The sequence below is a fragment of the Pseudovibrio sp. Ad5 genome (assembly GCF_001623095.1).
Lineage (GTDB): Bacteria > Pseudomonadota > Alphaproteobacteria > Rhizobiales > Stappiaceae > Pseudovibrio.
In genome coordinates this window covers 1-20,278 of the sequence record NZ_LMCH01000010.1, presented here as the reverse complement: position 1 = coordinate 20,278, position 20,278 = coordinate 1, and the positions used below count along the sequence as shown (strand labels likewise).

General features: G+C 52.7%; 20 protein-coding genes. 13 read left to right on the top strand and 7 right to left on the bottom strand.

Going from position 1 to position 20,278, the window contains the following annotated elements:
• Positions 1-184 precede the first annotated feature (184 nt).
• Positions 185-1,603, top strand: coding sequence for an N-acetylglucosamine-specific PTS transporter subunit IIBC (gene nagE, locus PsAD5_RS06650; protein ID WP_063290225.1), 1,419 nt, complete (start codon positions 185-187; stop codon positions 1,601-1,603).
• Here the strand turns inward: nagE and PsAD5_RS06645 are convergent.
• Positions 1,600-2,037, bottom strand: a complete 438-nt coding sequence (locus tag PsAD5_RS06645) for a cell division protein ZapA (RefSeq protein ID WP_063290226.1) — start codon at positions 2,035-2,037, stop codon at positions 1,600-1,602. The two genes, nagE and PsAD5_RS06645, sit on opposite strands and share 4 nt — an antisense overlap.
• A gap of 5 nt (positions 2,038-2,042) precedes the next feature.
• Positions 2,043-2,339, bottom strand: a complete 297-nt coding sequence (locus tag PsAD5_RS06640; protein ID WP_057461991.1) for a DUF4164 domain-containing protein — start codon at positions 2,337-2,339, stop codon at positions 2,043-2,045.
• A 556-nt stretch (positions 2,340-2,895) separates the two neighbouring features.
• Between PsAD5_RS06640 and tkt the strand changes: the two genes are divergently transcribed.
• The 8 genes from tkt to PsAD5_RS06600 all read left to right on the top strand — a co-directional run bounded on the left by tkt (position 2,896) and on the right by PsAD5_RS06600 (position 11,450).
• Positions 2,896-4,896: a transketolase gene (gene tkt / locus PsAD5_RS06635; RefSeq protein WP_063291525.1), complete on the top strand. Its 2,001-nt coding sequence runs from the start codon at positions 2,896-2,898 to the stop codon at positions 4,894-4,896.
• A 124-nt stretch (positions 4,897-5,020) separates the two neighbouring features.
• Positions 5,021-6,028 (top strand): type I glyceraldehyde-3-phosphate dehydrogenase, encoded by a 1,008-nt coding sequence (gap, locus tag PsAD5_RS06630; protein ID WP_057461993.1) that lies wholly within the window; start codon positions 5,021-5,023, stop codon positions 6,026-6,028.
• Positions 6,029-6,210: 182 nt separating this feature from the next.
• The gene (locus tag PsAD5_RS06625) at positions 6,211-7,401 is read left to right on the top strand and encodes a phosphoglycerate kinase (RefSeq protein ID WP_063290228.1); all 1,191 of its coding nucleotides are present in this window, start codon (positions 6,211-6,213) and stop codon (positions 7,399-7,401) included.
• A gap of 213 nt (positions 7,402-7,614) precedes the next feature.
• Entirely contained in the window at positions 7,615-8,256 is a 642-nt protein-coding gene (locus PsAD5_RS06620) for a thiamine phosphate synthase (RefSeq protein ID WP_063291524.1), read from the top strand.
• A 4-nt stretch (positions 8,257-8,260) separates the two neighbouring features.
• Complete coding sequence (locus PsAD5_RS06615; protein ID WP_208982039.1) at positions 8,261-9,343, top strand: tetratricopeptide repeat protein; 1,083 nt, start codon at positions 8,261-8,263, stop codon at positions 9,341-9,343.
• Positions 9,344-9,522: 179 nt separating this feature from the next.
• On the top strand, positions 9,523-9,735 hold the full coding sequence (locus tag PsAD5_RS28235) for a hypothetical protein (RefSeq protein ID WP_208980557.1): 213 nt from the start codon (positions 9,523-9,525) through the stop codon (positions 9,733-9,735).
• Between the two features lie 285 nt (positions 9,736-10,020).
• A complete protein-coding gene (efp, locus tag PsAD5_RS06605; RefSeq protein ID WP_057462058.1) occupies positions 10,021-10,587 on the top strand; it encodes an elongation factor P in 567 nt (188 codons plus the stop codon).
• Positions 10,588-10,655: 68 nt separating this feature from the next.
• Entirely contained in the window at positions 10,656-11,450 is a 795-nt protein-coding gene (locus tag PsAD5_RS06600; protein WP_063291523.1) for an inositol monophosphatase family protein, read from the top strand.
• 130 nt (positions 11,451-11,580) lie between these two features.
• Here PsAD5_RS06600 and PsAD5_RS06595 read toward each other — a convergent pair whose 3' ends face one another.
• From PsAD5_RS06595 to PsAD5_RS06585, 3 genes are all read right to left on the bottom strand, one after another.
• Positions 11,581-14,010 carry a hypothetical protein gene (locus PsAD5_RS06595; RefSeq protein WP_208988519.1) on the bottom strand — a complete coding sequence of 810 codons (2,430 nt, stop codon included), beginning with the start codon at positions 14,008-14,010 and terminating at the stop codon, positions 11,581-11,583.
• Between the two features lie 112 nt (positions 14,011-14,122).
• Positions 14,123-14,548, bottom strand: a complete 426-nt coding sequence (locus tag PsAD5_RS06590) for a hypothetical protein (RefSeq protein WP_208988517.1) — start codon at positions 14,546-14,548, stop codon at positions 14,123-14,125.
• Between the two features lie 241 nt (positions 14,549-14,789).
• The gene (locus PsAD5_RS06585) at positions 14,790-15,203 is read right to left on the bottom strand and encodes a putative quinol monooxygenase (protein ID WP_063291521.1); all 414 of its coding nucleotides are present in this window, start codon (positions 15,201-15,203) and stop codon (positions 14,790-14,792) included.
• 130 nt (positions 15,204-15,333) lie between these two features.
• On the opposite strand from PsAD5_RS06585, the gene PsAD5_RS06580 reads away from it, so the two are divergent.
• Together PsAD5_RS06580 and PsAD5_RS06575 are read left to right on the top strand one after the other, a co-directional pair.
• A complete protein-coding gene (locus tag PsAD5_RS06580) occupies positions 15,334-15,879 on the top strand; it encodes a TetR/AcrR family transcriptional regulator (RefSeq protein WP_063291520.1) in 546 nt (181 codons plus the stop codon).
• Positions 15,880-15,975: 96 nt separating this feature from the next.
• Positions 15,976-16,488, top strand: a complete 513-nt coding sequence (locus tag PsAD5_RS06575; RefSeq protein WP_063291519.1) for a DUF2938 domain-containing protein — start codon at positions 15,976-15,978, stop codon at positions 16,486-16,488.
• Between the two features lie 128 nt (positions 16,489-16,616).
• Here PsAD5_RS06575 and PsAD5_RS06570 read toward each other — a convergent pair whose 3' ends face one another.
• Together PsAD5_RS06570 and PsAD5_RS06565 are read right to left on the bottom strand one after the other, a co-directional pair.
• Positions 16,617-17,084: a MarR family winged helix-turn-helix transcriptional regulator gene (locus tag PsAD5_RS06570; RefSeq protein ID WP_063291518.1), complete on the bottom strand. Its 468-nt coding sequence runs from the start codon at positions 17,082-17,084 to the stop codon at positions 16,617-16,619.
• Positions 17,077-18,183: an Acg family FMN-binding oxidoreductase gene (locus PsAD5_RS06565; RefSeq protein ID WP_063291517.1), complete on the bottom strand. Its 1,107-nt coding sequence runs from the start codon at positions 18,181-18,183 to the stop codon at positions 17,077-17,079. Before PsAD5_RS06565 ends, PsAD5_RS06570 begins: the two co-directional genes overlap by 8 nt.
• 194 nt (positions 18,184-18,377) lie before the next feature.
• Here PsAD5_RS06565 and PsAD5_RS06555 point away from each other — a divergent pair, with 194 nt between their 5' ends.
• Entirely contained in the window at positions 18,378-19,187 is an 810-nt protein-coding gene (locus PsAD5_RS06555) for a metallophosphoesterase family protein (protein WP_244272067.1), read from the top strand.
• 507 nt (positions 19,188-19,694) lie between these two features.
• On the top strand, positions 19,695-20,069 hold the full coding sequence (locus PsAD5_RS06550; protein WP_153040818.1) for a hypothetical protein: 375 nt from the start codon (positions 19,695-19,697) through the stop codon (positions 20,067-20,069).
• Positions 20,070-20,278: the final 209 nt, after the last annotated feature.

Sequence of the window (20,278 nt, the reverse complement as noted above, 5' to 3'; positions counted from 1 at the left end):
ATAAACAAGTATCGCCATCCCGTATGCGGGTAATTTTTCAAGACAATTAACTCGATTACCGAGAACCCTTCATAACGCGGGGCATGTTCGGCAGCTTCTTCATAGTTTCCGCGTAAATAAGGGCACTTGAAGAGGAAGACGGACTTAAAGGCCCTTGGGACTTATCGAGAGGAAGGAAAGTTGAATGTCAAACAATGCATTTGCAGGCGTTCAGAAGCTCGGGCAATCCTTGATGCTGCCAATTGCAGTGCTGCCGGTCGCAGCGATCCTCCTGCGCATTGGACAAGCCGACCTTCTTAATCTTCCCTTCGTTGCCTCTGCAGGGAGTGCAATTTTCGCCAATTTGGGCATGCTGTTTGCAGTAGGTATCGCAGTCGGCTTTGCCAAGGAGAACCACGGCGCAGCAGCTCTGGCGGGTTTGGTCGGCTTCCTCGTTGCACAACAAGGCGCTGTTGAACTGGCAAGGCTCAGTCCAGAACAAGCTCTCAAGATGGAAGGTCGTATTGCAGTCCCCGTCGGGATCATCATGGGTATTACGGCAGGCCTGCTCTACAACAAGTTCCGGGATATCAAACTTCCCGACTACCTCGCCTTTTTCGGAGGCCGCCGCTTTGTACCCATAGTGACCGGCGTCGCCGCGCTGCTCGTTGCCGCTCTCTTTGGGTATGGCTGGCTCTGGTTCGACAGGGCTTTAATCTCCCTCACAAACACAATTACGCATATGGGTGATGTGGGCTTGTTCCTCTATGGCGCTTTAAACCGGCTGCTGATCATCACAGGCCTTCATCACATCCTGAACAACATCGCCTGGTTCATTCTGGGCGACTATATCACCGCCTCAGGAGATGTGGTTACCGGCGATTTGAACCGCTTTTTCGCAGGAGATCCAACCGCCGGAGCTTACATGGCCGGCTTTTTCCCGGTCATGATGTTTGGACTGCCCGCCGCATGCCTTGCCATGTACCATTGCTCAAAGCCAGAAAATCGCAAAGCCGTAGGAGGCATACTGCTCTCCATGGCACTCACGTCATTTCTGACCGGCATAACTGAGCCGATCGAATTTGCCTTTATGTTCCTGGCTCCTGCACTTTACGTGATCCACGCAATCCTCACAGGCGTCTCGATGGTTGTCATGAACGTGCTGGGTGTGAAGCTGGGCTTTGGTTTCTCGGCGGGTTTGTTTGACTACCTGATCAACTACGGCATTTCCACAAAACCACTCCTGTTAATCCCGGTTGGAGCAGCATTCTTCGCCGTCTACTATTTTCTATTCGTGGCAACCATTAAGCTTTTTGATCTGAAGACCATGGGTCGTGAAACTGAAAAAGCGGCTAAGACAGCGGACAACCTAACCGAAACAAACAGCAAAGCGCATGCTTATCTTGAAGCCTTGGGTGGCTCAGCCAACCTTTTGGAGATAGATGCCTGCGCAACCCGGTTGCGCCTGAAAGTGGTAGATAGTGATGCCATCAATGAAGCGGTTTTGAAGCAACTCGGCGTTCACGGTGTCATCAAACCTGCCGCTGGCTCGGTCCAGGTGGTTGTTGGCCCGATAGCAGACCAACTTGCAGGCGAGATAAAAGAAGAAACAAAAAAGTCTTAAGCCGCGCTTTCGTCTTCGCGCAGCTCGCTGTCCATATCAGTGCTCAGCTGCTCAATCTTGTCTGCGCTTTCCAGCAGGCGCGCAACAATTCTGGCTTCTTTCTCACGATGCTCTTTTTCGAGCTCTTCAATGCGGCTCAGATAACGCTGCTCTTGCGCAGCCAGGCGCTCTTCAACAGAAGCCTCAGCTTTCCCGAGTTCTTCGATACGCCCTTCGGCGGCACGCAATTTCCGCTCAACTTCGGCAAGGTGATCCGTCACCATGATGCCCGCCATCACGGTTAAGCGCTGATCGCCAATCTCACCAAAGTTCTCTCTCAGGCTACTGATGCTGTCGTCAAAACGCTGAGCAAGACCGAGAAGCCGTTCTTCCTCACCATCATCACACGCCATGCGAAAGCTGCGATCATTGATTGTAACTGTAATCTGCGCCATTGATCTTAGCTCTCCTGTCCGTCGAGAACAGTACGAATGGATTCCATGGCAGCAACAAGGCGGCGGGAAACATCTTTGTTGACATCTTCAAGTCGCGAACCACGCGCCTCGGCCTGATCAAGCTTTGATGCCAGCTGTGTTCGATCCTCACCAATTCTCTGCAAGTCGTTTTCTAACGCATCAAGGGTCTTGTCACGGGACGTCCTGCGATGAATCGCCCCCTCAAGCTTCGTGATGGAGGCAGTAATACGATCCAGCGCATGATCCAGATCTTGCCCACTATCCATCTTCACCTCTGACATCTACCTGTATCCGTACTCACCAAAACATCAGTTACCATTGGGAGATGGCAACCCGACCTAATCCCGTCTAGGGAAGCGGAAGACAATTATCCATTAGCTGGAGGGAATCGTCGAGCTTTATTCACATCATATCTTAGGAATGTGCGAGAACCATCTCATTTATCAGTGATTACAGAACTTACAAAGGTCTTCGACTCGGAAAATTACCCGACGCAACATTCGTGAACAAAATACAAGCTTCGCCACCATAAAAATCTAATGAACACGCATTTTACGCTAAGCAAATTCACTCATTAAAGAGACCTTGGCAACATAACTTATGTTGACAAATGCTATTCAAATTTCAAAAGCGCTCAACTTACGCAATAAACGGCACCAGAAGAGCTCAGTTTCATTGACTCAACTTTCTGACCTGCTATGTCTCCTTCCGTTATTCGTTCGTGGACAACTGCCAATTCGCATTAGTCTGGGGCAAAGACTATGGCAACTGTCATCGAATTTACACTAGCTATTAGTAAAGAACCGGCTGCCCTGCCGGGTCGACAGCGGGAATAAGATGACCGATCTCGAAAAGCACTCTCGCATGGCGAATGCGATACGCTTTCTTTCAATGGATGCCGTTGAAAAAGCAAAATCTGGCCACCCAGGACTTCCAATGGGTGCAGCTGACATCGCAACGGTCCTGTTTTCCAAGTTTCTGAAGTTTGATCCGAACTCCCCGAAATGGGCAGACCGCGATCGCTTTGTGCTCTCCGCAGGGCACGGATCCATGCTGCTGTATTCCACACTCTATCTGCTGGGATACGAAGACTTCTCCATTGAACAGCTTCAGCAGTTCCGCCAGCTTGGCGCACGGACATGCGGCCACCCGGAATACGGTCATGGCGCAGGCATCGAGACCACCACTGGTCCTCTTGGTCAAGGTCTTGGCAACGCAGTCGGCATGGCAATCGCTGAGCGTCTGCAGGAAGAGCGTTTCGGCAAAGATCTCGTAAACCACTACACCTACGTTCTCGCAGGTGACGGTTGCTTGATGGAAGGTATCTCTCAGGAATCTATTTCTCTGGCAGGTCACCTCAAGCTGAACAAGCTGATCCTCATCTGGGACGACAACGGCATCACCATTGATGGTTCCGTAGATCTGTCAGACAGCACCGATCAGATTGCACGCTTCAAGGCATCTGGCTGGAACACCATCTCAATCGATGGTCATGATCCGGAAGAAATCGAAGCAGCGCTGACCGAAGCTCGCAAGAGCGACAAGCCAACAATGATTGCGGCGAAAACCACAATCGGCTTCGGGTCTCCAAACAAATCCGGCACTAACAAAGTGCACGGTGCTCCTCTGGGCGCTGAAGAAATTGCAGCAACCCGCGAAGCTCTTGGCTGGTCTGCTGAGCCGTTTGAAGTACCAAGCGACGTTCTCGATGCATGGCGCATCTCAGGTCTGCGTTCCGCAAACGCTCGCAAAGAGTGGGAACAGCGCTTCAACGAAGCAAACCCTGAGCAGCGTGGCGAGTTTGAACGCCGTTGCCGTGGCGATCTGCCATCCGGCTTCGATGCAGCAATCGACGCCTACAAGAAAGAGCTTGCAGACACCCAGCCAAAAATTGCGACCCGTAAGGCGTCCCAGGCTGTTCTGAAAGTGATCACAGGTGCTGTGCCTGAAACCATCGGCGGCTCTGCTGACCTGACTGGTTCCAACAACACCAACACCGAGCATACACCACCAGTCACTCCGGACGATTTCTCCGGCCGCTTCATTCACTGGGGCATCCGTGAGCACGGCATGGCTGCAGCAATGAACGGCATGGCTCTGCACGGCGGAGTTATCCCCTACTCTGGTGGCTTCCTGATCTTCTCCGATTACTGCCGTCCGTCTCTGCGTCTGGCAGCCCTGATGAAGCAGCGCGTCATTCACGTAATGACCCACGACTCCATCGGTTTGGGTGAAGATGGCCCAACGCACCAGCCTGTGGAGCACTTCGCGGCTCTACGTTGTATCCCAGATCTGCAGTTCTTCCGCCCAGCGGACATCACTGAGACCCTGGAATGCTGGCAGTTGGCAATGAAAGCCGCTGATAATCCAAGCGTTTTGGCTCTGACCCGTCAGAACCTGCCGTCCCTTCGTCCTCACTACGAAAGCGAAAACCTGTGTGCCAAAGGCGCATACATCATCGCTGATTGTGAAGAAGAAGCGACCGTTACTCTGTTCGCAACCGGCTCCGAAGTTGAGATCGCAGTCGACGCGAAAAAAGAGCTCGACGGTAAGGGAATTGCGACCCGTGTGGTCTCCGTCCCTAGCTTCGAACTCTTCGAGCAACAATCTGACGCATATAAGAATGCCATCATTGGTGGTAGTCCGGTGAAGATCGCTGTGGAAGCGGGCGTTCGTATGGGTTGGGATCGCTTTGTCGGTTCTGATGGTGGTTTCGTAGGCATGTCAGGATTTGGTGCCTCCGCCCCTTACCAGGAGCTCTATGAGCATTTCGGGATTACTGCTGATGCAGTGGTCCAAGAGGCAGAAAAGCGCCTTGGCGATAGCGATAACGCCTAAAGCTGACTAAATGAAGCTTCTGGCTCCTCTCAGCCAGAGGCCTCTCAGAAGACGGCCGGCAAGAGCTGGCGAATATATAAAACGAGGGCGTTTTTTAAGGCGCCGTACCGAAAGAGGTTCTTAAATGGCAGTCAAGGTAGCCATCAATGGCTTTGGTCGCATTGGTCGTAATGTTCTCCGTGCAATCATTGAATCCGGTCGTACCGACATTGAAGTTGTAGCAATTAACGACCTCGGCCCGGTTGAAACGAACGCACACCTGCTGCAGTTTGACTCCGTACACGGCAAGTTCCCTGCAAAAGTGACCGTAGACGGCGACACAATCGATTGTGGTCGTGGTCCAATCAAAGTAACCGCTATCCGTGATCCTAAAGAATTGCCTTGGGGTGAAATGGGTATCGACGTTGCGTTGGAGTGCACCGGCATCTTCACCGCAAAAGAAAAAGCTTCCCTGCATCTGGAAGCTGGCGCAAAGCGCGTTCTGGTTTCTGCTCCTGCAGCAGGCGCTGACAAAACAATCGTTTACGGCGTAAACCACGACACCCTGACTTCTGAAGATCTGGTTGTTTCCAACGCATCTTGCACCACCAACTGTCTGTCTCCGGTAGCTTACGTTCTGGACAAACTGGTTGGCATCGAAAAAGGCTTCATGACCACCGTTCACTCTTACACCGGTGATCAGCCTACTCTCGACACAATGCACAAGGATCTGTACCGCGGCCGCGCAGCAGCTCTTTCCATGATCCCAACCTCCACAGGTGCCGCTAAGGCTGTTGGCCTGGTTCTGCCTGAGCTGGCTGGTAAACTGGACGGCGTTGCAATCCGCGTACCTACTCCAAACGTTTCTGTTGTTGACCTGACCTTCATCGCGAAGAAAGAAACTTCCGTAGAAGAAATCAACGCAGCAATCAAAGCAGCGGCTGAAGGCGAACTGAAGGGCGTTCTTGGTTACACCGAAGTGCCAAACGTTTCTTGCGACTTCAACCACGACCCACACTCTTCCATCTTCCACATGGACCAGACCAAGGTCATGGAAGGCACAATGGTTCGTATCCTCACCTGGTACGACAACGAGTGGGGCTTCTCCAACCGCATGGCGGACACCGCTGTTGCGATGGCAAAGCTCATCTAATCAGAAAGGGGCCGCTTTTAAGCGGCCCTTTTTTCTCACATATACCAGTGCGGAGTGATCCAATCCCTGAGCCGCACCATTCAGTGCGATGTCTCCCATAGATTTGATCACGAACTCCGCAAAGTCTTTCTGTAAGTAAGTCGACCAGTATAAGGTCACAGACAGAAATTCCGGAGATTTTTATGTCTTTCAAAACTCTTAGCGATGCCGAGCTTTCCGGCAAACGTGTTCTCGTCCGCGTAGACCTCAACGTCCCGATGAAGGATGGCATCGTTACCGATGCCACACGCATCGAACGCGTCCTGCCAACCATCCGCGAAATCTCCGAGGCTGGCGGCAAAGTCATCCTTCTCGCACACTTTGGCCGTCCAAAAGGCCAGGTCGTTGCAGAGATGAGCCTCGCGCCTGTTGCTGGCCCTGTTGCTGACCTGCTTGGCAAACCAGTTGCTTTCGCGACTGATTGCACCGGTGACGTAGCCAAAGCTGCCGTTGATGCAATGGCTGACGGCGACGTTCTCCTCTTGGAAAACACCCGTTTCTATGCTGGTGAAGAAAAGAACGATCCAGAATTTGCAAAAGCACTGGCTGCAAACGGCGATCTGTATGTAAACGATGCATTCTCAGCAGCACACCGCGCGCACGGTTCCACCGAAGGCATTGCAAAGCTGCTTCCTGCATTCGCAGGCCGTACCATGCAGGCAGAGCTGGAAGCACTCGGTTCCGCACTTTCCACGCCTGAGCGTCCGGTTCTGGCAGTTGTTGGCGGCGCAAAGGTTTCCTCCAAGATCGACCTGCTCGAAAACCTCGTGTCTAAAGTAGACATCCTGGTCATCGGCGGCGGCATGGCGAACACCTTCCTCGCGGCTAAAGGCGTGAACGTTGGCAAATCCCTGTGCGAGCACGATCTGGCTGACACAGCAATCCGCATCATGGCGGCAGCTGAAAAAGCAAACTGCGAAATCGTTCTGCCAACAGATGCTGTTGTTGCATGGGAATTTGCAGCCAACACCAAGAACGAAACTGTTGCTCTCGATGCAATCCCTGCAGACGCAATGATGCTCGATGTTGGCGCAGCGTCCATCGAAGTTGTGAAAGCAAAAATCGACACCGCGAAGACACTCGTTTGGAACGGTCCTCTCGGCGCATTCGAAATCGCACCATTCGACAAGGCAACTGTTGCAGCAGCACAGCATGCAGCAGCACGCACCAAAGAAGGCAAGCTGAAAACTGTTGCTGGTGGCGGTGACACCGTTGCAGCCCTCAACCACGCAAAAGCAAGTGAAGACTTCTCTTACATCTCCACTGCTGGCGGCGCATTCCTTGAGTGGCTGGAAGGCAAAGCACTACCTGGCGTTGTTGCTTTGGAAGCATAAGACAGTTAGTTCTTACATTATTATGGATTGAGGGGCCTTTTTGGTCCCTCTTTTCGTTTTATTCTCGCTTTTGCCTAGAATTTGACACAGCCTCTTGAAAAAGAGATCAAGACGCTGTTTAGAACTTATCCCAATGAATGGGCCAGAGGCTTGACGTAGGTTACACTACCGCCATGATCTCTTTTTACTGGAATTTTATCAGGAGCAACCTCAGTGCATCCGCGTCTGTATCTTGTCACACCGCCAACCTTTGACCTCGACGAATTCGAAGGACAACTCAATCAAGCTTTGGAAGGTGGCGACATTGCGAGCCTGCTGATCTCCATGCCGGACGCAAACGAAAGCGACCTGCAGGCGGCTGCAAAGCGTCTGGTGCCACTGGCACAGGCCAAAGAAGTTGCTGTTCTGATTGAAAACAACACCCAGATCATGGGTCGCTCCGGCGCAGATGGCCTGCACGTTTCCGGTTCTGACAAGGATCTGGAAGAAGCCATGCAGTCCTTCTCGGAAGACCGCATCATCGGGCACGCTGGCATCAAAACACGCCACGAAGCGATGACTGTTGCTTCTATGGGCGTCGATTACATGTTCTTCGGCCTGCTTTCACTCAATCAGGAAGAAGAGCCACATCGTAAATCACTGGACTACGGGCACTGGTGGTCTGAAGTGTTCGAAACGCCATGTGTCATCCTGGCGGGCACCTCAGTTTCCTCAGTTGACACCGCAGCCCAAACTGGCGCTGAATTCGTAGCAGTACGTGAAGCTGTCTGGAATCACCCTGAAGGGCCAAAAGCAGCTGTTGAGCAGGCCAATGCAATCCTCTCAACACACACACTGGCAGAAGCTGAGGACTGATATCTTGAAGTTGTCTGGTTCTATCAAACTCGTAACTGTCGCAGCTGTGACCGGTCTGCTCGGCTTACAGGGCATGGCTGTTGCACAAACAACTCCGAGCGGTGGAACCACACCTCAAGGCGCAAGAACTGTTGATCCGTATAATCCAAACGGATCAATCCTGCTGCCCTCTCCTCTTTCAAAAGCACCATTCATTCCGCAGGTTGCTCCAACGCCGGAGACTATAAAAGGCGATCCGGCCTATGGTGCATTCCAGCGCGGGTGGTATCTGACAGCTCTGGCACTGGCAACCCGTCAGGCAGAAGCTGGCATCACCAGCTCCAAGACACTGCTCGGCGTGCTTTACGAATCCGGCAGAGGTGTCCCTCAGGATCTACCACTGGCCGCAAGCTGGTACGAACTCGCCTCCAATGATGGCGATCCACAAGCAGCATTGCGCCTCGGCCTGCTTTATCTGGCTGGTGCTGGCACAACAGCTGACAAGAACAAGGCCGCCCAGCAACTGGAAAAAGCTGCTGCTGTCAACATCCCCGAAGCACTCTACAATCTCGCCCTCCTGCATCAGGAAGGCAAAGTCCGCCCGAATGATCCCAAGCAGATCAAAGACCTGCTGGAACGCGCATCAGAAACCGGTGATGCCGACGCTATGCTGGAACTTGGCATCTACCTGAAGGATGGCCCGGAGGAAATCCGCGATCCACTGCGCGCGGCCTTCTGGATGGGCCGAGCCGCCCGCCGCGGACTGGTCCCTGCGCAGATTTACTACGCAACCCTGCTGTTCAAAGGCGAAGGTCTTGTCCCGAATGAAACCGAGGCCGCAGACTGGTTCGAGCGTGCAGCAACCAAAGGCAACCCAATCGCCATGAACCGCCTCGCCCGCATCTACGCCAATGGCCGCGGTCGACCGGTTGATCTGATTGAAGCCTCTGCCTGGCAGTTCCACGCAGGCCGTCAAGGCATCTTGGACAGTGAGTTGGAAGCTATTTCCAATTCTCTTTCTCTCGAACAGCAAGAGCAAGCCAGCAAACGAGCGGCAGAAATTGGAATAAAAATCGGCGCCTCTCCAGTTCTCCAGCCAGCTCGCTAACGCTTAACCGCAATCCTCTTAATGAAAAACCGATGAGTTTTTATGTAAAATTATCTCCAGTCGAAGTATAGAAGGACAGGTAGACTCCAACACACACCATAATCAACTTACCAACACCCAGCTTCGCGCAACGTCAGGCAATTAAAATACTCCGGTACTTTAATCGCAAAAGAAAACCCATGAAGCAAATAAGTATATTCATCAGTCGCTTGGCGCTAGCCTTAGGAATTGGTGTAATTTCATTTCTGACATTTGGAGAAATGGTCAGAACTGGCTTACTTGATATTGGCGCTACCACCGCAATAGCTGGGCTGGGCAAGGTGGCGACTTTCGTTCTCAGCGTCGTCTTTGTTGAACAGATTACCAAGCGCAGAAGCGATAAAAAGCCCTAAGGTTGTCCGCACTAACCTTGTGGATATGCACCGGAATGTAGGTTCACGGTGAGCATCCGCTCTTTTTCCTTGAAAATCGCGCGAAATTATGTTGCACAGACCTCCAGACAGGCTGCGATCCTAGGCCCAGCGCCAATCCGTGCCAGCCTTTGCTAAAGCATATCCCTGACAAGGGCCAACCGGACCTCAGATCAGGATACGCATGAAAACAAAAGTTAAGAATGTGGCGCGTCAATCCAAGTGAACGCGACATACTCTGAACTTATCAAACTGATTGGTAGTTCTATGAAACTCAATGGCAACGAAATTAAGCCGGGCCACGTGCTTATGCACCAGGACACACTTTGGGCTGCGGTTAAAGTTCAGCACGTCAAGCCAGGCAAAGGCGGCGCATTCGCTCAGGTCGAAATGAAAAACCTGCTCGACGGTCGCAAACTGAACGAACGCTTCCGCGCAACTGAATCCGTTGAGCGTGTTCGCCTTGAGCAGAAAGACTTCCAGTTCCTCTATGAAGAAGGCGACATGCTGGTCTTCATGGATAACGAAACATATGAGCAGCTCGAACTCCAGAAGGAATTCGTTGGTGAGCGCGCAGCATTCCTGCAGGATGGCATGACCGTGACTGTTGAACTGCACGAAGAAAAGCCAATCGGCATTTCTCTCCCAACCCACGTCACTCTGGAAATCGTAGAAGCTGACGCAGTTGTAAAAGGCCAGACCCAGTCTTCCTCTTACAAACCAGCAGTTCTGGAAAACGGCGTACGTTGTATGGTGCCTCCATTCATCACCTCCGGTGAGAAGATCATTGTAGACACCGACTCCGTTGAATACGTTCGTCGCGCAGAGAAATAATCTAAAAGCAATAAAGATGAGGCAGCATACGGTTGCCTCATTACCCATTCAGGAACGGTGAATAAAAAATGGCACGTACGGCCCTTCTCAACGTAATGGTTCAGGCTGCGACAAAAGCTGGTCGCTCTCTGGCACGGGACTTCGGCGAAATTGAAAATCTGCAAGTATCCCGCAAGGGCCCAGGTGACTTTGTCTCTCAGGCAGATCACAAAGCAGAAAAAATCGTTCGTGAAGACCTTCAAAAAGCACGCCCAACCTACGGCTTGCTGATGGAAGAATCCGGCGAGATCGAAGGCACAGATGGTCAGCACCGCTGGATCATTGACCCGCTCGACGGCACAACAAACTTCCTTCATGGTATTCCGATCTTTGGTGTTTCCATCGCTCTGGAACGTGCAGGTCAGATCGTAGCAGCCGTGATCTACAACCCGATCATGGATGAGCTCTACACCGCAGAAAAAGGCGCTGGCGCATTCTGTAATGACCGCCGCCTCCGCGTTGCAGCCCGTAAAGACATGACCGACTGCCTGATCGGCACCGGCATTCCATTCATCGGTGTTGGCGACCATGGCCGCGCGCTGAAGGAAATCCGCCACGTGATGGGTGAAGTTGCAGGTATCCGCCGCGCTGGTGCAGCTGCACTGGATCTGGCATGGGTTGCCTCTGGTCGCCTCGATGCATTCTGGGAAAACGGTCTGCATCCTTGGGACATGGCAGCAGGCGTTCTGCTTGTGCGTGAAGCTGGTGGTTTCGTGTCCGATGCCAACGGTAAGGACGATATGTTCGAAACCCGCTCCATCATCGCAGGCAACGAATTCACACACCTTCAGATGCGTGAACTGCTGGCAAAAGCTAAAGCATAAGGCTTACAGCACCCAAACCTAAGAATTCCAAAAGGCAGCTTGCTTCGGATCACTCCGGCAAGCTGCCTTTTTTGTTGTCCTCTGGAGCGCGTTCCGTTTGATTGGCTTCAATCAAACGACAACAACTCACCTACGTCCGCACCTGAAACTTCTTCGCGAGCACCTTCACAGCGGCATCTTCGCTCAGGCTTGCGATAGCTTGAATTTGTGCAGGCTCATCGAAGAAGCACTTCATCACTGCAATCGCAGGTGATTGATCCCAATGTGCTCTGTCCACATGCGAAATCTCCTGCATGAGCCGCTGATGGAACCGGTGCAGAGCAAACTTTGTGCTGTGCTTGGTCAGCGTATCAATGGCATGTCTCTTGATCTCCGCAACAACGGTACTTCGCCGCGCAGAGCCCCCCTGCCCAGTCGTAATATTGTGCTTCCTTGCATATTTCTGCATGGCTTGCTGATCACCCGCAATCACCTTCTGAAGCTGCTTGCTTTGATAGTGATGCACACCCCACCTGATCAACCGTGTGGCTACAAAGGCCACTGAGCCCAAAACAAACGCCCCGCCAATTGCAGCCCCAACCGGTCCAGCCGCAGCAGCAACGCCAGCAGCAGCAACGCCGCCAGTGGCAGTCGCAACAACACCCGCAACGCCACCTACAGTCAGCGCAGCAAACCCAAGCCCGTCAACTGCAGACAAAACAGCCTTACCAATCTTGGTGTTTCGCGCCTTGGACTGGTTGTTCGCAATGGTCTTCGTAATCATCGCCAACTCCGCGTCCCGCGGCTGAGAAACCTTCCGCGAACTGTCCAGACCGGAAACCGGCGCCTCTTGCCGCTCAGAGAACAAGCGATGCAGAGCCTGCGCTTTCTTCCCGGTCTGATGATGCTTGAAAGCACGAATAGCCGTGACACTGGCATCATAAGCCGACAGGCCAACCGCAAGCACACCAACGCCCGCTCCAACAGTGCCAGCGGCATAGCCTAACCCGGTCGTGACTAGAGAAATCCCCTCAACATTAGAGGAAAGCGCTCTTTCCGCTATCGCCATGCCATCTGCAACCATGGCAAGTCCCCACACTTCAGCAGAGAAAATATTCACATGCATCTGTTTGTGGTAGTCATCCCGCATGGCCTTCGCCAACTCAGCATTCTTGCCGTAATTGGCAACAAGCCCGGTCAACGCTTTGTGGGCCCGATCAGCCTCTCGCATCTTCATCTTAAGCGCGCCCTCAAGATGATCTAGACCGCCTTTCAAATGCGCGCTGTCACTGGTGGAACTCTCACCGTAATGCAGCGCCACTTCATTACGCAAAGCGGTCAGACACTCAGTCTCTCCAGCAGTTCCCTTCTCAGCGTTAACGTAAGCCTCCAAAGCAGCAGTCGCACGCGGCGAGAACTCAGGAAACATCCCGCGCAGAGCAACACCAAGCCCCCTCTGAGAAACCTTGCCGGCTTTGACCGCCTGAGCCAACGTATCCAACAATGTCAGAGGAGAACCACCACTCTTCTGCACATCCTTGACCATGCGGGACAACGCAGCCACTTCAGCAATGTCCTTTTGCGCCTCAATAAACTGGGACCCTTCAGAGTGAAAAGTATCCAGCGCTGCATCTGCGGCCTTCATGCTGGTGTAAGCAGAGCGTGCAGAGATCAGACTCTGGATCGCCCCCAAAGCATAATAGAAGCTGGTAAACCCAAAGCGGCCATAGGCAACGCCGTCCGTAATCGGGATTTCACCACGAAAAATCTCTGCTCGGCCATTCACAGCACCGTTGATCAGCGGCGTGACATTGTGAGGAAACTTGCCCAGAACATTCCTAACGAGCCCCTCTGTCTGTACGCCCTCAACAACGGCGCCCCGTGCAGTCACACGGGAGGGATGGTACCCGGCGTCCTTGTCCTGCCCACCCGCAATCTCAGAAAGCTGCTTGGTCCGGACTTCATTCCATTCGCTCTGGCTGGCACGCAGCTGCGACTGCGCCCTGCCACCACCCAGCGCCCGATCAAGCGCGGGTTGTCTGTCCTCAATGTGGCGCTGCAAATCTTCAACAACTGGACGCAGAACCCGCACAGTCTGCCGGTTAGGCGTCGCGCCTCGTGCAACCCTTTTGAAGTGATCGACCAGTGTTTGTTTTGTCTCTGCCTGTTCAGGGTCAGAGAACGACACAGCCCCTAACTGCTTATGCAGCTCTGCAGCCCGTTCTTTCGTCAACAAGCTTGGGTCTTTTGCAAAGGCCTGCAGCTCCTGAAGCATCCGGTTCTCAGCCCCAACCCCAGCAACCTTGTCACCAAACCGGGCCGTCTGACCCAGATAATCACGCTGAACAGGCTGAAGTTTAAGGCGAGCATCCAGCAGCGCTCGCTCCATGGAGGAGACACCTTGCCCTGCTTCTGACCGTGCATTTTGCCCGGACACGCCAGAAGCAGGAACACGCCGGGGCTGAAAACTTACCAGAGAAACCCTGCTCTGCTGTTGAGGTGCCCGCCGCTCATGCCCACCAGCAACAGGCACTGCACAAAGCCGGTAAGGCATCCGCGCAAACTGAGTATTGGACTGCACCCTTTCCGGCCTAACCCCTGTTTGCTCGGAAGCCTGACTAACATTTGAACTGGCCGTGCTGAACTGCGTTGATATTCCGGTATTCCTCATCGTGGCGTCCCTCCCAAACCACTCAGACCAAAATATGCTCTGAGGACCACTGGCTTTCTGCGTCTCCGGCGTTGATCAGCGAATGGCGCAGCTGCAATGCCTCACCAATAAAGCTCTTCAAAGCCTCCATCAGGTGTTCAACCGGGTCAGTCATTTGCAAAAGGAGGTGTTGCCGCACAGCGTATCGCTGCTGAGCATCGAGTATCAGGCCACAGGACGTTAGTTGGCCCACACGAGCCAACAGAGTTATCAGTTGAGGCATCTCCAGATCATTTTCTGGAAAGACATCAGCTTCCAGCTGCACCTCATAGCGCCGTTCCTGAAACCGCGCCGAAATCAATGTCGTAAGATGATGCTCCTCAGAGTGAAGGGCAACTTGCCCCGCAGTATTCGGCGCCAGAGCAGGCAATTGGAGCCCCGCCGCCAAACCATCAAATAGGTCTTGCAATTCCGTTTCCTGACATCGCTCCAAAATGCTCTCCCAAACAACTGCATGAAGCAAAAGCGAACAGAACAAGCGTAAAGAAGCACCTAAGCACCAAGTGTATCGAAGAGCACAACCAAACGACAAAATTGATATTTTATTTCCCTAAAATTGGAATCATTGAAATAAAATAACCTAAACTCGAAAGCTCTGGACCAGCTTAAACCTCAATCCTGCCTGCAAGCTGATCCAGATGGCCTGCCAGTTAGTTTGGAAACGGCAGTTCTTTGCTGACCTCAAAGACTTTTGCCGTCATGCCTTTTGATTTTAACGAGCTAAGTTCTGCCTGAAACGCCGCCATATGTGGCGTTTGGAAGTGCGGAATAAGAGCATCCATACTCTCCCACATTTCATAGATTCTCAGGATGTTCGGATTGGTCGCATCCAGAGAAGACTTGTAGGAAATACATCCAGCCTCTTCAGCAGTTGCCGCATCCATCTGCTGAACAGCAGCAAGTTTTTGCTGAATCTGGTTGTCTTCAAACTCAACTTCAACAGTGACAATAATCATAGCTCTATCCTTCTGTTCCAATTTCTGTGCGGCTGCAAAAACATGCCCTGGCACCAAGCCAGTCACGATGCTTGCAGCTAGTGCCTGCGATACGGCGCGTCTTTCCATTCTCGATGTCCTCTTCAGCTCCAAAGCTTTGCATGTCCATGTAGGAAGCGTTCTTCTGCAAATTACAAAATGACATTTTTCGTATTTTTGTAATTCTTGACAAAATGACATTTTTTGTCAAGATGCATCCATGGAAAATTTGCGAGAGAAGATTCTGGAAGCCGCCGTGCGGGCCTTCATGCGCTTTGGCGTAAACCGCACCCGCATGCACGACATCGCGTCAGAGGCAGGCGTTGCGCGCCAGACAGTCTATTCAAACTACAAGAACAAAAACGAGATCCTGTGCGCCTCCATCAGGCACTTTTCTAACCAGTCTCTGGCAGCCGTGCAAAAAGAATGGTCCGCTCTGGAAACTCTGGAAGACAAGCTAAGTGCCTACTACAAGCACTCCATCATCCCATCCTTCAAGGTCATCACCGCATCTCCTGATGCAAGAGACATGATCGGTGGGTTCAATGCAGAAGGCAAAGCGGCCACACTGGAAGCACAAGCGACCAACATCACCGCCTGTGTCGAAATGCTGGCGCACTATAGCTTTCAGGGACACAGCGCTGAGCAACTCGCAGAATATCTGGTACTTTCCTCACTTGGAATTCGCGATCACGCGCGGGATGAGACCCAGCTTCTCACCCTCCTGAACACCCAAAAGGCAGGCTTAATAGCACTGTTAACCTGAGAAATATTATCCATCAAAATCTAGAGAATTCTCTTGACCTCAAGTCGACTTGAAGTGGCACGGTGCCGCCAACTACCTATCAGGAAAGGCAAAACCGTGCACACAACAAGTCTTTTGATCAATGCTGCCCTGCTTGGCATTGGCGCAACAATTTTCATGGATCTGGTCGCCTGGGTGCGACTTCGGTTTTTCGCTATTCCAGCTCTGGATTACCGACTGGTTGGCCGTTGGATGCTAAGCATGTTGCGCGGGCGTTTCCAGCATCAGAACATCATACAGAGCCCTCCACAGCCGTTTGAACGCTCCATCGGTTGGATCGCTCATTACGTCATCGGTGCTGTATTTGCGCTCGTTTTGCTTGCTCTGACCGGACCAAACTGGCTGCAAAATCCAACCATCCTGATGCCGTTCCTAATCGGTCTGCTTTCAGTGGGGTTCCCCTTCTTCTTCATGCAGCCAGCATTCGGTTTTGGAGTTGCCGCCTCCAAAACACCAACCCCGACAATCGCAAGAATAAGAAGTCTTATCGCCCATCTTTCATTTGGGCTGGGCCTATACCTCACCGGGCTTTGCCTCAGCCTGCTGCTGGTAACAGGAGCAACATCTTAGAATGCATTCCTGAAAAGCAACTCCGGTTTTAGGATAAGAATACGCAAAAAATAAAGAGTTAGAGCTTGGTGCGTGACTACATATAAACGCAACACGCTCTAAGGCACGAAGAGCAGCAACACCTGCTGCTACTTCTCCTCTTCCCGCAGCTGGTCAATCACCGCACGAAATTCACTTATGCCCGGCAAGAAGGCAGAGACCTGCTCAGGTGGAAACCGCTCGGCCAGCTTTTGAAACAGCGGCTCCAGCTGCTGCACAGCATCATCACGAAACTGCCGCCCCTCTGGTGTCAGCCACACCCGCTTGGAGCGCCCGTCATCTGGGTTAGGGCGCAGTTCCACGAAGCCATGCTTTTCCAAACCGCTCAGCGTATGCGTCATGGTTGTTTTCGCAACCTGAAACGACCGGGCCAATTCCAGCGGAGTGGCCCCATCAAATCCACGGCTCAAATGGCTGGTCACCCCGAAATGCGAAACCAGAAGGCCCTTTGGCAGCCGCGCTTCTAAAAACGCAGAGCCGATCTGGTTTATAATCCCCACCTCAACAAACATAGAAAAGTAGGGCGTCAGATCTTGGGAGGGGATATCGTCAGACATTCGGTACTCGTGTTTCCAAAGGCCAGCGCGGGCTGGGATCAATTTTGGGACCATACCCCAATCGTGCAAGCATTTGAACAGTCTCACCCGGACCGGCCAGCATTTCGTGCACCGCAGAATAATGCTCTGCCATTTCAGAAAACTCCTGCAGCGCCTGACTAACCGGCTGCATGGAAAGGCCCAATCCAGTAGCTGCCAGTTGCAACCTGATCCAGTCATACCCTGCTTTAATCTGATCGACCCGCGAATTGTCCGGACTGGTGACCACCGCATACGCCTGTGTCGCGTTCATCGCCTCCCGGATCATATCCCGTCCCTGCTGAAAGCTTGAGCTGGTCTGATCTGCCTGATCTTCGCGGCTTAACATCCCAGCCAGCATCAGGCTCTCCAAAAACGGACCACTCAGCGCAATGCCATCCGGGTTCGCTTCAATCTCGGCTTTACCAAACCGCATCAGATCAACGCTTTCCATCATCACATGTTGCGTTGTCAGCTCAACATCCATCGCCTCCCACGTCAGCTTCCGCAGGGCCGCAACCTCAGCCTTGCTGCTTTTGATCGTGGCATAGTCAGCCAAAACCGCCTGCGCTTCTGCTGAAACAGACATATCCTTATAAGCGTTACGGTTGGTATGACGCTCAAAAACATGCGCAAACAGCGGATCAGGCGTGCCCCCCTTCGCAAAGTAAGCCGTTGCAACGGGCCCATCTTCTCCCAGTGGAAACAGCTCCATCTGCAAATCGTACCCATCTTCCGCCGCAGCCATGCGCAACAATTCAAGAAAACACCCCATGCCAACGGTCAACTGGCGGTCAAACGGATCAGTCTCTGGCAGGTTCAATCTCTTGTCACGGTAAATGGCCAGCATGTTACTTCCGCGCAGCTCAGCCACCCACGGCTGACGGTTATGAGGGTTGGGCGCAAGCAAGGCGTAGGACAGCGCCTTCATCCGCGGCTCAGTGTAAGCGCCCGCAGTCTCCCAGGGAGCCAGCGCCCGCGTTGGACGACGGGTCGCCAGAAATGCACCAGCCGAGGCAGTCGCTGCCACAACCACACCACCACCCATAAGGCCAATCATCTTGCGTCTGGAAAGGTTCATCGTTCAACTCCATTTAGTGCGATATCGAACTATACACATAACACCGCACACAAAACAAGTGCGATATCGAACTATTCTTATTGAACCAATTTTCAACACCCATCAACTTGCCCACTTCCCACAGCCTCAAAGCCAACAAATTGAGGCTGTGGGTTTGCTCCTCATTCGTTTTCTTAAAGTAGATTGGACCACCAGTGACCGCGACACAGACAAGCATTTGGAACGGGACGACCATGCAAAACACCCATCCAACTCTTCCGGAAGGGACACGCGTTTATGCGACGGGAGACATTCACGGCAGGCTCGACCTGCTGGAAGTCATGGGCAAAGCCATTGAGAGCGACCTGAAAAACCGCCCGATCACGGACCCGGTCTCCATCTTTCTTGGCGATTACATCGACCGCGGCCCGGACAGTCAGGGCGTTATCGATTTCCTTGTCGATCACCACCACCGCACCCCGCGCCAGGTCTGTCTGAAAGGCAATCACGAAGCCTCGCTTCTGGAGTTTCTGCAAGACGCAGGCACGCTCTACCATTGGGAGGATCTGGGCGGCACAGAAACCCTGCTCTCCTACGGCCTTTCCATTCACGATCTCATGGGCTCAGCAGGTGCGGAAAGCGTGCAGACTATCTTCAAGGAAAACCTCTCCAAGCTACACGAAACCTTCTTCGAATCTCTGCCGCTCCATTACCAATGCGGAGACTACTTGTTCGTCCACGCAGGCATTCGCCCTGGCGTTCCACTGGAAGACCAACGCGCTGAGGAGCTGATGTGGATCCGCGGCCCTTTCCTCGGCTCTCAGGAGGACTTCGGCGTCTTCGTCGTCCACGGCCACACCCCGGTCGAACACATCGACCGCCGCTCCAACCGGCTCGACGTAGACACCGAAGCCTACGCCTCAGGCCGCCTCACCTGCGCGGTGCTGGAAGGCGCCGACATGAAGTTCATCACCGCCACCACCGACGGCTGGGACCTCTTCGACTTCATCCCCACCCACAAGTAGCCCCCCATAACAAAGCACTGGCCTGCAGAAGGATGACAGCTCCGCAGACCAGCAGGGCACCCATTTCGGGCTGAGCAAGGGGGTATATGCGGCGTATCGCCGAAAAGTGGCATCCGGTTTTCGGGTAAAGATACGCAAAAGCAGAGCTAAAGCAGTCCAGGTATTTCAACTTAAATGCGAACTGCTTTAGGGCACGCTGCCATCTCACGCAAACGCAGCGACGCTGGAACCAGAGCGGTACGGTTAAACCTTCAACTGCGCCCCACGGTGTCATCCCGGCCCTCGAGCCGGGACCTATACCCACACGAGCCAAGTTACTTGTGTTTTTGATCCAATCACACAATCCATTTTTACACACGAAGCTTTCTCTACATTGCTCTTTGAGACAATCGTGAAAGAAACAGAAACATGCAAAAAATTACCGCACTGATCACATGCAGCCTTCTCCTGGTTGGATGCAGTGAGACTGCCAAGCAAAATGTTAAATCTTCATTCAGAGACGCAATTTTGGGACCACAACCGGGAATACCCATTTCACAATTGTATGATCCGATTGAGGGTGTAAAGCAGCACAAACTGCGCCATTCAGTAAAGCACAATGGTTTGCGCGTGCGTTACACATCAGTCAAAGACGAAAAAATTGGGTTGGCAATAAAAGGCGGTCCAGACAATGCTGGAACGCTTGAGAAAGCCGCCAGATTTGCAATCGACAAAGCTTGTAAGGACAAAGGATATACGACTGGTGTAATCCATGCAGCAGATAGCAAGATCCAAACCTACCCGCATGGGCGACCTTACAGACCAGCATTCGATGCAGAAACCGGCAACACGTTCTATACAGGCCGGTGCATGACGTTCCAGTTCTTCGATCAAAAGACGTAAGCGACTTGGAGCTGCGCAGATAAGCCATTGGCAGCTCCTCCACGCTATCATCCCGGGCGTAGATGTTTGTCCCGGAGAGATAGTTGACGTTTGTTCGGGGACATGGGTGACGGTCATGTTATGATGTTAAGTCGATTTTTGCGACTGTGTTTGCTGCAAAACATACGTTGAAGATCTCAGGTTTGTCTGAGGGACGTATGGCGAGAGTG